Source organism: Agrobacterium salinitolerans (assembly GCF_027498475.1).
Taxonomy (GTDB): domain Bacteria; phylum Pseudomonadota; class Alphaproteobacteria; order Rhizobiales; family Rhizobiaceae; genus Agrobacterium; species Agrobacterium salinitolerans.
The window spans coordinates 20,658-31,840 of sequence record NZ_JAPZLN010000006.1 but is presented as its reverse complement, the minus strand read 5'-3'; the positions used below and the strand labels follow the sequence as shown (position 1 = coordinate 31,840).

14 protein-coding genes are annotated in these 11,183 nt (G+C 60.5%); 6 read left to right on the top strand and 8 right to left on the bottom strand.

Going from position 1 to position 11,183, the window contains the following annotated elements; genetic code table 11:
• Nucleotides 1-181 precede the first annotated feature (181 nt).
• The 4 genes from traC to O9X91_RS20115 all read left to right on the top strand — a co-directional run bounded on the left by traC (nucleotide 182) and on the right by O9X91_RS20115 (nucleotide 3,296).
• The gene (traC, locus tag O9X91_RS20130; RefSeq protein ID WP_012475989.1) at nucleotides 182-490 is read left to right on the top strand and encodes a conjugal transfer protein TraC; all 309 of its coding nucleotides are present in this window, start codon (nucleotides 182-184) and stop codon (nucleotides 488-490) included.
• A gap of 4 nt (nucleotides 491-494) precedes the next feature.
• Nucleotides 495-710, top strand: coding sequence for a type IV conjugative transfer system coupling protein TraD (gene traD, locus O9X91_RS20125; protein ID WP_012475988.1), 216 nt, complete (start codon nucleotides 495-497; stop codon nucleotides 708-710).
• Complete coding sequence (gene traG, locus O9X91_RS20120) at nucleotides 697-2,700, top strand: Ti-type conjugative transfer system protein TraG (RefSeq protein WP_012475987.1); 2,004 nt, start codon at nucleotides 697-699, stop codon at nucleotides 2,698-2,700. The genes traD and traG overlap by 14 nt, the downstream gene beginning before the upstream one ends.
• A 200-nt stretch (nucleotides 2,701-2,900) precedes the next feature.
• Complete coding sequence (locus O9X91_RS20115; protein WP_234888144.1) at nucleotides 2,901-3,296, top strand: thermonuclease family protein; 396 nt, start codon at nucleotides 2,901-2,903, stop codon at nucleotides 3,294-3,296.
• 136 nt (nucleotides 3,297-3,432) lie between these two features.
• Here the strand turns inward: O9X91_RS20115 and O9X91_RS20110 are convergent, their stop codons facing one another.
• The 4 genes from O9X91_RS20110 to O9X91_RS20095 form a co-directional block, all read right to left on the bottom strand.
• Nucleotides 3,433-3,747, bottom strand: coding sequence for a hypothetical protein (locus tag O9X91_RS20110; protein ID WP_077768127.1), 315 nt, complete (start codon nucleotides 3,745-3,747; stop codon nucleotides 3,433-3,435).
• Nucleotides 3,748-4,029: 282 nt separating this feature from the next.
• Entirely contained in the window at nucleotides 4,030-6,339 is a 2,310-nt protein-coding gene (locus tag O9X91_RS20105; protein ID WP_012475985.1) for a methyl-accepting chemotaxis protein, read from the bottom strand.
• A 138-nt stretch (nucleotides 6,340-6,477) separates the two neighbouring features.
• Complete coding sequence (locus O9X91_RS20100; protein ID WP_235675766.1) at nucleotides 6,478-7,377, bottom strand: substrate-binding domain-containing protein; 900 nt, start codon at nucleotides 7,375-7,377, stop codon at nucleotides 6,478-6,480.
• A 234-nt stretch (nucleotides 7,378-7,611) separates the two neighbouring features.
• The gene (locus tag O9X91_RS20095; protein WP_077768129.1) at nucleotides 7,612-7,896 is read right to left on the bottom strand and encodes a hypothetical protein; all 285 of its coding nucleotides are present in this window, start codon (nucleotides 7,894-7,896) and stop codon (nucleotides 7,612-7,614) included.
• 407 nt (nucleotides 7,897-8,303) lie between these two features.
• Here O9X91_RS20095 and O9X91_RS20090 point away from each other — a divergent pair, with 407 nt between their 5' ends.
• Nucleotides 8,304-8,570, top strand: coding sequence for a WGR domain-containing protein (locus tag O9X91_RS20090; protein WP_306801661.1), 267 nt, complete (start codon nucleotides 8,304-8,306; stop codon nucleotides 8,568-8,570).
• A gap of 60 nt (nucleotides 8,571-8,630) precedes the next feature.
• On the opposite strand, the gene O9X91_RS20085 is transcribed toward O9X91_RS20090, so the two are convergent.
• The 4 genes from O9X91_RS20085 to panD all read right to left on the bottom strand — a co-directional run bounded on the left by O9X91_RS20085 (nucleotide 8,631) and on the right by panD (nucleotide 10,749).
• Entirely contained in the window at nucleotides 8,631-8,804 is a 174-nt protein-coding gene (locus tag O9X91_RS20085; protein WP_162854302.1) for a hypothetical protein, read from the bottom strand.
• A 323-nt stretch (nucleotides 8,805-9,127) separates the two neighbouring features.
• Nucleotides 9,128-9,292: a hypothetical protein gene (locus O9X91_RS20080; protein WP_162854301.1), complete on the bottom strand. Its 165-nt coding sequence runs from the start codon at nucleotides 9,290-9,292 to the stop codon at nucleotides 9,128-9,130.
• A gap of 319 nt (nucleotides 9,293-9,611) precedes the next feature.
• Complete coding sequence (locus O9X91_RS20075; RefSeq protein ID WP_015084482.1) at nucleotides 9,612-9,920, bottom strand: DUF736 domain-containing protein; 309 nt, start codon at nucleotides 9,918-9,920, stop codon at nucleotides 9,612-9,614.
• 376 nt (nucleotides 9,921-10,296) lie between these two features.
• Nucleotides 10,297-10,749: an aspartate 1-decarboxylase gene (gene panD, locus O9X91_RS20070; RefSeq protein ID WP_077768181.1), complete on the bottom strand. Its 453-nt coding sequence runs from the start codon at nucleotides 10,747-10,749 to the stop codon at nucleotides 10,297-10,299.
• 248 nt (nucleotides 10,750-10,997) lie between these two features.
• On the opposite strand from panD, the gene O9X91_RS20065 reads away from it, so the two are divergent.
• On the top strand, nucleotides 10,998-11,171 hold the full coding sequence (locus O9X91_RS20065; protein ID WP_162854300.1) for a hypothetical protein: 174 nt from the start codon (nucleotides 10,998-11,000) through the stop codon (nucleotides 11,169-11,171).
• Nucleotides 11,172-11,183: the final 12 nt, after the last annotated feature.

Sequence of the window (11,183 nt, the reverse complement as noted above, 5' to 3'; positions counted from 1 at the left end):
AAGGGCGTCGCGTGAGCGACGTATAATTGCGCCCTTGGAAGCCGCTCCTTCGGAACGGCCGGGATCATTCACCAAAGAATCGCCCTTGGCGATTGTAGGATTCACAGTAGTGCGTTCCGCACTCCGTTCGGAAAGACTGGCTTCGAAAGACAAGCTTTCTCAGCCATGGAGACGATCGGACATGAAAAAACCTGCCTCGAAAATCCGCGACGAAATCGCCAAGTTGCAGGAGCAGCTCAAGGTCGCCGAGACAAGAGAAGCCGAGCGGATCGGCCGGATCGCGCTCAAGGCCGGCCTTGGCGAGATCGAGATTGAGGAAGGGGAGCTGCAGGCCGCTTTCGAGGAAGTGGCGACGCGGTTTCGCGGAGGCCAAGGGGGAGGGAAGGGCGCTACGAACGGAGGGAAAAAGGGTGCCGGCGATAGCAGCGGCGCAACGTCGACGCCGGCGGACTCCTCTGGTGCGGGCGCGGGCAGCACTGGCGAGGCTTGAGCGTATGGCGAGGACGATGACATCCGACGCCCGCAAGAAGGAAACGCGGGAAAAGATCGAGCTCGGCGGCCTGATCGTCAAGGCCGGGCTGCGTTACGAGAAGCGCGCGCTGTTGCTGGGCGCGCTGATCGATGTCGCCCGCCGAATCAAGGGTGATGAGGGCGAGCGATCCAGGCTCACGGCAATCGGCGCGGAGGCCTTTGGCAATGACGATCAATAGGATTGCGCTCGTCGTCGGGCCGGCGGCGCTGATGATCCTGGTCGTCATCGGGATGACGGGGATCGAGCAGTGGATTTCCGGCTTCGGGAAGACCGAGGCCGCACGCTTGGCATGGGGGCGTGCGGGCATCGCGCTGCCCTATGTCGCCAGCGCGGCGATCGGTATCGTGTTCTTGTTCGCAAGTGCCGGCGCGATCAGCATCAAGCAGGCAGGCTGGGGCGTCGTTGCGGGATGCAGTGGAACGATCCTGATCGCGGCTACCCGCGAAACCATACGCCTTGCCGCTTTCACGAAGACGCTGCCAACCGGCAAGACGGTCTTCGCCTATCTCGATCCGGCAACGTCGATTGGAGTAGGCGCAGCGTTCATGTGTGCCTGCTTCGCACTCCGCGTTGCGTTCATCGGCAATGCGGCATTCGCAAGGGCCGAGCCAAAGCGCATTCAGGGCAAGAGGGCACTGCATGGCGAAGCCGACTGGATGAAGCCGCCAGAGGCGGCGAAGCTGTTTTCCGATTCCGGCGGCATCGTCATCGGCGAGCGCTATCGGGTCGACAAGGACAGCGTCGCGGCATTGGCATTTCGAGCCGATAGCGCGGAGACCTGGGGCGCCGGCGGCAAGTCGCCGTTGCTGTGCTTCGATGGCTCATTCGGCTCGTCGCACGGGATCGTCTTTGCGGGGTCCGGTGGTTTCAAGACGACGTCGGTGACCATCCCGACGGCACTCAAATGGGGCGGCACGCTGATCGTGCTCGATCCGTCGAACGAGGTCGCCCCGATGGTCTCCGCGCATCGCGGCGGAGCGGGAAGGGACGTGTTCGTCCTCGACCCGAGGAAGTCGGACATGGGCTTCAACGTGCTGGACTGGGTCGGCCGTTTCGGCGGAACGAAGGAAGAGGATATTGCCTCTGTCGCATCGTGGATCATGAGCGACAGCGGCGGCGCGCGCGGTGTCCGTGACGACTTCTTTCGCGCGTCAGCCCTGCAGTTGCTCACCGCGCTCATCGCCGATGTCTGCCTGTCCGGTCACATGGACGAGAAGGACCAGACGCTTCGCCGGGTGCGCATGAACCTGTCGGAGCCGGAACCGACCTTGCGCAAGCGCCTGCAGGACATCTACGACAATTCGGGTTCGGATTTCGTGAAGGAGAACGTCGCTGCCTTCGTCAATATGACGCCGGAAACCTTCTCCGGCGTCTATGCCAATGCGGTCAAGGAAACGCATTGGCTTTCCTATCCGAATTATGCCGCCCTGGTGTCCGGACGGAAATTCTCGACCAGCGACATCGCCGCGGGAAATACCGACGTCTTCATCAACATCGACCTCAAGACGTTGGAGACTCATTCCGGTCTTGCGCGTGTCGTCATCGGCTCGCTTCTCAACGCGATCTATAATCGCGACGGAAAGCTTGAAGGGCGCGCGCTGTTTCTTCTCGATGAGGTCGCCCGCCTCGGTTACATGCGGATCCTCGAGACTGCGCGCGACGCCGGCCGCAAATACGGAATCACGCTGACGATGATCTATCAGTCGATCGGCCAGATGCGCGAAACCTATGGCGGCCGCGACGCGGCAAGCAAGTGGTTCGAGAGTGCCAGCTGGATCTCGTTCGCCGCAATTAACGATCCCGAGACCGCCGACTACATCTCGAAACGTTGCGGCATGACCACGGTCGAGATCGACCAGGTCAGCCGCAGTTCCCAGGCAAGGGGATCATCGCGAACACGCTCGAAGCAGCTTGCCGCCAGACCGCTTATCCAGCCGCATGAGGTTCTGCGCATGCGGGCCGACGAGCAGATCGTGTTCACGGCCGGCAATGCACCGCTCAGATGCGGGCGCGCCATCTGGTTCCGGCGCAACGATATGAGAGCCTGCGTCGGCGAGAACCGGTTTCATTCGATGGGCGGAAGGGAGAAGGAAGGTTCGAATTCGGCGTCTGCGGTAAACGCCTATGAAACCAAACCGGCTGTAACCTCTGCCGCCGAAGAGGAATGAAAAGCTTGGCGCAAAAGAACGTCATCCCGTTCAGGAAAAATCGGAAGGTCGCCAACGACCGTCCCGGCATTAATGACTCGCGATCGACGCCGCGTCGTCATGGTCACGATCGCGGCCGAGGCTTTCCGACCGCGATTGTCTGGGCCGTGGTGATCGGCGCCGCGGGCTGGCTCTATCTTGATCGCAATGGCCATCTCGACATCGCTGCGGCTTTCGTCAAAGCGCCTGCGCAAGACAGCCAATCGGCGTCGTTCGTGATCTGCGGCGACAGCCATCGCACGAACTGCGTCGTCGACGGCGACACCTTCTGGTTCGAGGGCAAGAAAATCCGCATCGCCGACATCGATACGCCCGAACTCAGCCCGCCCCGCTGCGAAGCTGAACGGATCAAAGGTGAAGCGGCAAAGTCGCGACTACTAACGCTGCTCAACGCCGGAAAGTTTTCGCTGTCGGCCGGCTTCCGCGACGAGGACAAGTATGGACGTAAACTTCGAACCGTATCGCGTGCGGGCAATTCTCTGGGCGATGTTTTGATCAAGGAAGGCCTTGCCCGGCCATGGGATGGCGCGCGACATGGCTGGTGCCAGGGGAAATGACAACCATCATCATCGTCCGCTGTCAGGAGAGAGAGATGGGGCTTGGGATCATAGCCGGCTCGGCTGGTCGATCCGGCAGGAACGGCTCAAGCGAAAGGCAAAGACCAGAGGCGGTAAGCCGCCTCTGGTCTGGGCTTCAATCGCCCGGGTCGAAAGGCTCCTTGTCCTCAAGGCCGATGTGCCATCGTTTGTCGGACCACCGGGAGGGGAGGTAGATCTCATCACCACCGAAGTGCGCGATGATGATCTTTCCGGGCTCGTGGAACAAACCGAAATCGACCTTGTTGTCGATGGCCCAAAGCAGCGCCGCAGACAGAAACTCGCGCGAGATATCGGCGGGAAGGTGCACTTCAGCATCGAAACTGCTGCGCAGATGTTCAAGCCCGGTCGGCTGCTGATCCGCAAGTTTCCGCTCTTCGCTAACCGGCTGTGTGATGTGATGCTGTGTCATCAGGGTCTCCTTTTCGTTTTCTGGCGAAAAGTGTCCGCACCGAAGTCCGTGAGGGGTCAGGGACCGCTGAACGCGGCCGCCGTGCGGCGAGCGGAGGAACCGACTTTCTCTGTGCCGCTTGCGGTGCGGGGAAAATTGGAGGGGCCGCGATGTCATTGACGCCGGAACGGCGGGTGCAAGATAGGACGTCAGAGAGAGATAGGACCGCGTCCTGAAAAGGACGCGACCGCTTGCCAGCTCTGATGGCCAAAAGACCTTCAGTCAGTGCACCTTCAGCTCCGCTCAGAACTCTTCCCAGGTCTGCTTGACGGCGGCGTTGCCGGAAAAGGCCTTGGCGACGGCGCCGACGATCCGGCGCGCGGGCGATGCGACCGGCCGGCTGGATGGGCTCGCCTCGGTGAGGGACGCCGGCCGGCGCATGGCTTCGCCAAACTGGAACTGGCTGATCAGGTCGCGAAGCCGTCCTGCTTCACCGGCAAGGGTCGCGCTCGCCGCATTGCTCTCCTCGACCATGGCCGCATTCTGCTGCGTGACCTGATCCATCTGGTTGACGGCGGTATTCACCTCCGCGAGACCGACCGATTGTTCCCGGGCCGATGTCGCGATCGAGTCCATATGCTGGTTGACGGTGACGATGTAGCCCTCGATGGTTTTCAGGGCAGTCCCGGTCTCGCTGACGAGCTTCACGCCATTCTCCACCTCGACGGAGGAGTTGCGGATCAGCTCCTTGATCTCTCTGGCGGCCTTGGCGGAGCGTTGCGCGAGTTCACGCACTTCCTGTGCAACAACCGCGAAGCCTTTGCCGGCCTCGCCGGCACGGGCCGCTTCGACGCCGGCATTGAGCGCAAGTAGATTGGTCTGGAACGCGATTTCGTCGATGACGCCGATGATGTTGGAGACCTGCTTCGACGATTGCTCGATCTTCTCCATGGCGTCGACAGCACTCGCCACCACTTGGCCGGATTGGGAGGCACTGGTATTGGCCTGGGCGGCGATCCTGCGGGCTTCGTCGGCCCGCTTGGAAGAATTGGCGACATTCACGGTGATCTGGTCGAGCGCCGCCGCCGTTTCTTCCAGCGACGCGGCCTGCTGCTCGGTGCGCTTGGAGAGATCATCGGCGCTGATGCTAACCTCGCGGCTGCCGCTATCGATGGCGTTGGCCGCGTCGGCGACGGAGCGCAGCGTCTCGGCAAGCTGGCCGGCCGCGCCATTGAAATCGGCGCGCAGCGTCTCGAATTCATCCGCGAAGGGCTCGGAGAGACGGAACGTCAAATCACCCGCAGAAAGGTGCTTGAGCCCTTTGCCGAGACCTTGGGTGGCTTGGGCCATGGCTTCTGCCCGGAGGCGATCGCTTTCAGCCTTACGGCGACGATCGTCTTCCGTCAGGTTTCGCTGTTCTTCCGCTTCCTGCTCGAGGCGAATATTGGCGACCGCATTGGCGCGGAACACTTCGACAGCGCCGGCCATGTCCGTTATCTCGTCGCGACCGGACATGGGAACCTGAGTGGAATGATCACCGGAGGCGATACGGCCCATGACCGTCGCAAGCCTGATCAGCCGCCGCGTCACGAAACGCCGGACGTAGAACAGGGCGGCAAGCGCGGCTGCAATCACCAGAAAGCTCGTTGCCGCATTGACGGCGACAGTCTGCTGGGTCATCCCCCGAGACAATTCCGCAGCATTTCGGGCGGCCTGCTTTTCCTTCGCCGCGATCAATTTGACGTCGACGCCAAGGATGATGGAGGTCACCGTCAGATCATTCAGCATATCTGCGATCTGACCGTTGACCTTGGCCTGGGCGGATCGAAGCGCAAACAGGCCTTCAGGACCTCCACCCTCATTCTGGAGAGCCGTGACAAGCTGTTGCATCGCAGCACTACCGCCTGAAGCTTTCAGCCGCGCGAGGATGCTGTCAATCTCCTTGCCAGTCGCATCATATTGATCCTTGACTGCGGCCAGTTCGGTGTCTGACGCATCCGGTATCGCCGATATCAGTGTCGATATCTCGGCGGCCGCCATCTGGAGATCGGTCAGGGCACGCGATCGCTCGATACTGCTGTCCACCGCTCCGACCTGCGCGTTGCGGAGCATTGACGCCAGGGACTTGTAACGGGACAGAGCGCGAGCCACGCCCTCCTGCATGCGGAATTTCGCCTTGATCCGGTCGGAAGATATGGCTGTCAGCTGATTGAGCTTTGGTTCGAGGCTTTGGCTCGTCTTCTCGACCGAATCGAGCAGTTCCGGCGCCACGCCAAGGTCGCGCAAAGCCGTCAGTCGACCGCTTTGACCGGCGAGGATGGCTTCCAGGCGCTTCGAACTTGCGTCGAGCGAAGCGAGATCCGGCTCATAGACGAGATTGGGCGCCTCTGCGAGAAGGATGGCGCTTTCTTGCGCGAAGGCGAGGGATTCGGTGACGGTTGGGAGGGTTCGATCGCCGAGTTCCTTGACGATGCCGGAACTTTTCATCGAATACCAGGACGAGGAGGCGCCGGCGATGGCGGCGAGGGCAGCAATGCCGACAAATGCCGCCGTCAAGCGTCCGGCGATCCCGAAATTACGTCGGTCGTTGGATTTCGCTGTTGCTGGTGTCATCGAAGACGGCTCCTTGGATTCGGGGCGACAGTGGGCGCTTTGATCACGCCACGCTCGCTGGGGTGGTTCGAATAGTTTCGTGATGACATCGACTTCTGACGTTCATCGAGCCGCGGTAACGCGGGGCAGGCATTTGTCTTACTTGCCGTACAGGGCCTTAAGATCGGTGTCGGTCAGGCTGCTTGGCATCCAGAACTTCTCCGACAGGTCAGCGCGGTAATTCGCCTTTGCCTTCTGGATGTCCCAGCCGTCGGGCTCATAGACATAGCGTTTGTGAATGGCTTTGCCATCGAGCAGCGCGACGGCAGCGCGAACAGCTGCGGCCCCTTGTTCCGGCCCGTATTCGGTGGCGATGGCATCAACCCCGCTGTCGATCCATTTCTGGAGAAATCCGTTGTTCACCTCACCGGTGATCGGCGGAACCTTCGCGCCATATTGCTGGAAGACATCCATGCAGGCGCGGCTCATGTCGGCGCCCGATGACCAGATGCCGTCGACCTTCGGGTTTTCGAGATAGAAGGTCTCGCAAACCTTGTGGCCGTAATCATACGACCAGAGACCGGCATCTTCGGCCACGATCTTGATATCGGTGCCCTTGATGGCTTCGAGCAGGCCCTTGTAGCGGTTGATGTCTTCGGGATGAGTCGGCAGTCCGCGCAGGACCCAGATATTGCCCTTGCCTCCGAGTTCCTTGACCAGGAACTCTCCCGAGACCTTTCCGAAGTTCTCGCCGCCGCCTTGAATATCGACGGTGAATTTGTCGGTTTTGGTAAGGCCCGTATGGACGATGACGGGAATGCCGGCATTGACCGCTTTTTCGATACCAGCATCTGCGGAGGTCGGAGAGACCGGTGTCACGATGATGGCATCGACCTTCTGGGCGATCAGCTCATCGATATCGGCGATCTGCTTGGCCTGGCTGAGATTGGCGTCGAGCAGCACGAACTGAGAAATGCGCGGATCACTCTTGGCAGCGGCTTGCGATTCAGCGGCCATTTGGGCAGCCCATGTGTTGGCGTTGACGCCAAAGTGGCTCATCCCGATTTTCCAGGGGCTCGCCTTCTTGAATTTTTCTGCGGGTATTGTGTCCTTGTCACCAGGGCGGGCTACCACCCCGTTCATCAAGTCTATGTCTTGCGCTCTTGCGCTGTGGCCAAGGAGGAGTGCTGCTCCCAAGAGGAGAGCATATTGTTTTTGTTTTGCGAACCCAAGCACGGTCTGTCCCCTCACGTATGGCCACGATGGCGACGATCGTCACCCACTCGAAAAACTTCAGTCATCGGATGCATATCGGATAGTGCTGCCGCGATAGTCGCCAGCTGCGGAACCGTCGCCCGCTTCGCGACTGGCTACCTGCGCCGTTCCTCCGCTCCGGCCTTTGATCTCGGCTTGGTAGGCGAGAATTGCCTTCTGCGTACGTTCAGCTTGCCGCAGGACGCCAAGCAGGCTCTCCGTCGCCTTGAGAAAGCGGCCGCCTTCTTCTTCCATCTGGTCGATCAGTGCACGTTGTTCGGTGCTGAGGCTGCGCTCCAAGGGGAAGTCGATAATTTCTGCCATGTCTCTGACTTTCTCTCATTGCGCTGCAGTGCCTGATCCGCAGGTGCTTTGCCTAGTTGAACCTGATTGCAATAATAATTATTCAGAGAGAATGAAAATTAAATTAAAGTTTGAATGAAGTCGTCGGATCCACTCTCGGATGACTTGCACGGCCATGTCCGGAGCGCTCGGGATACTGCAACTGATCGCGCGAGGTTGGCCCTGTGCCATCCGCGAGAGGATCGTCACGCGAATGCGCGGAGACCGACTGGGCTCCGGGAGCCACAGCGACTAGAGCCGTGCGGCTGCGCCGACTCGCCCAGACAATCGCTCAGGTTTTGAGAAACATCACCGCAATGAATCGGTTGGCCTCGAACGATTCAAAACTGTCGTTGGACGCTCGGGCACGGATCGGCGACTCTGCGAACATGGTCACGCAACCTTACCAGCTCTACATCGAGCGAACCGACACGGCGAAGAACATGGCCCGCTTTTACGCCATGCAGATTTCCATATCGCTTTTCGGGGAAACCTGCCTGACGCGACGCTGGGGGCGGATCGGGACCTCTGGACAAATGATGGTGCACCATTTCGGGCGGGAGGAAGAAGCGGTCAGACTGTTCCTCGACCTGACGCGGCAGAAGCGAGCTCGCGGCTATCGACCGAGGACTTTTGCCCAGCGTCCTCTCAGCTGACCAACGATGACGCCCGAGCCGGAACGAAGGAAAAGGGCCGCCGAGGGCGGCCATGGCGCGTCATTCGCGCCTATTCCAGTCGGTCTCGAAGTTGAGCTCGATCTCGACGAAGAACGGAATCTTGATCGCGAGCTTCAGCCCGAGCTTTCCCTTGCGGAAGAAGTGACAGATCACTCTCCCGAGATTACCGAGCCGGCGGCCGGTGGCTGCAAGGAACTTTGCGAGTTGTTGCATGGTAGGTTCTCCTTTCGAATTGCTGATATCGCGGGGATCGAAAGCAGACCTCGGAGGAGGGCCGCACCGGAACGGTCGAAGCGCGAGCGGAGAACCTGGAGCCGCCTGAATTTTGACTGGGCGAGGAGCCGCATGCGGTGGGGAAAATTCTGGTGGCGCAAGGTTGCGGCGTGACGCGAGGACTGCAACATCCCCTGACGTAGATGACAGCTGTGTCGAAAGGAGAGATGCGATGGCGCGGTTGTTCCTCGGGCGGAAAGCGCTGGAATCGGAGACGGTGATCGCCGACGAAGCTCGGCTCTGAAATGAGAAGAGAAGCCGCCTCAGAAGGGCGGCTCGGCCTTGATGGTGCCGACCTGCTCGGCCAGTTGCACGGCGAGCTCGGCCCGTGCAAGTTCAAGCTCGCCCTCGATCTGGCGGCGCTCGGCCGCGTCGCATGCGTTGTTCAGCTCGGCCCGCAGTTCTTCGATGTGCTGTTCGATCGTCATGATCTCATCTCCTTGAGTTCGTGAAAGACGAGCTCGCAGGGCGGGACGGGATGGCGGGGTCAGGGATCGCGATAGCGACCGCCGGAGGCGGCGAGTGGGGGAGCCGAATTTCTGGATCGGGCCGCAGGACCGGGCCTGAAATTTGGGGGTTAACCGCTCGTCCTTGATGCCGTCGGCCCGGCCCGGCACCATCAGGAAATCTGAGCGGCTATCCCCGTTTCCGCATGGCACCAAAAAGCCGGAACCTGGCTCGATGCCTGGTGCCGGCTTCTCACTTTGGCGGGAGAGGCTCCGCCGGATCGGCGGAGCCTCGAGAACCTCAGTCGCGGTTGGGGCGTGACCAGATCAGCTGCAGGCCATCTTCGCCTTCGACTTCGGCCAGCGTTGCGTAGATCGGGGCGGGGAAGCTCGGGTCGTCGAGCTTGACCGAGAGATAGTCGCGGCCCTGCTCGGAGGTCTTCTGCCAGGCGGCGCCGAGCTCGACGTTGCCGGCGTAGATGCGGAAGTGCGGCCCCTTGTCGGAGGGGTTTTCGACGCGGGCGATGCGGGCCTTGACGTTGAGGGCGAGGGTGCGGATCGAGCCGGAGAAGCCGTTTTCGGTGGAGGTGAAGGTGCCGATGGTAGCCATTGTCCAAGTTCCTTTTGCTGTTTCGGGCCGCTCCATTGCGGCCTCGATGGCTGTCGCAAGGACCGGGGACGATCGGACCGCACCCAGAGGGCCGAAATGAAATGGAGGGCGGCCGGGAGCAACTTTGTTGTCGCGCGAGGAATGGCGACGAAGTCGGCAGGGGAAGAAAGTTTCGAATGGCCGTTGCGGGAGGACGATCGAGGCGACGCCGCTCTCCGGTCAGACATGCCTCATCGAGCCCGCAAATGGAGCGCCGCTAACGTCAGGTAAAGGGACGGGACAATGGCTCCCCTGAAGGGCAACGGCAATAGGCGAAAACGGTGTCGTGGCAATCCACATCGGCAAACGTCCAGGGACGCCGTCCGACTGCATCAGGCTATCCGGAAATGGAGGCCGGAAATCCGTAGCTGTTGTCGGGCAGCTCGGAGCTCACGGCCATGTCGAGAGAATTGTCTGCACGGCGAAAGACCTCGTAGGTGATCCTGTCGACGATTTCATTGTTTTCTCCGAAGACCAGCACGCGTGGCTTGAGCTTGATGATGTCATCGATTTCGCAAAAGACGCTGGACGCGATGATAATCTCATCGCCTTGCTGGCACGTGCGAGCGGCCGCACCGTTAAGAATGCAGCACCTGGAGCCCGGATCACCGTAGAGCACGTAAGTGCTGATCCTTGCTCCGGACATCTTGTTCCAGATTTCCACATATTCCAGCGGTTTCAGACCGACCTCCCGGCAGAAGTCCGCATCGATCGTGATCGAGCCGTGGTAGTTCAGCTTTGCGTCGGTCACTCGAATGCCATGCAGCTTCGCGCCCACGTATTTTTCCACAGCCTGCCCCTTCCAGTTGATATCCTCGCATCCTATATTTGTGCGACGCAGCATTCCGCAACAACCCATGTGGCGAAGTGTTTTCCTTACAAACAACCTGGACAGGCGGGGGAGGGTGGGAATCCTTTTGTCGCGAATGGCGACGGCATGCCGTCGAAACCGTCGGTATGAAACTTGGAATGACAGCCTGTTGTGTTCGGTGGCGTGCGCGATATCGTTCAGGCGCGATTCGTCGCCCAGGAGGATTTATGCGTCAGCAGACAAAACCGTTCATCGTCGAGAGGAAGCCGTCTCGCAAACCCAAGTCCGATGCCACGAAGTCATCGATCTGGGGCACGTTGGACCTCACCCTGAACCAGCATCCGCAAACCGAACCAGAGCCAATCAGAGAGACGGCCGTCGGTACTGGCGACCGTCCCTGATTCAAAGCACGC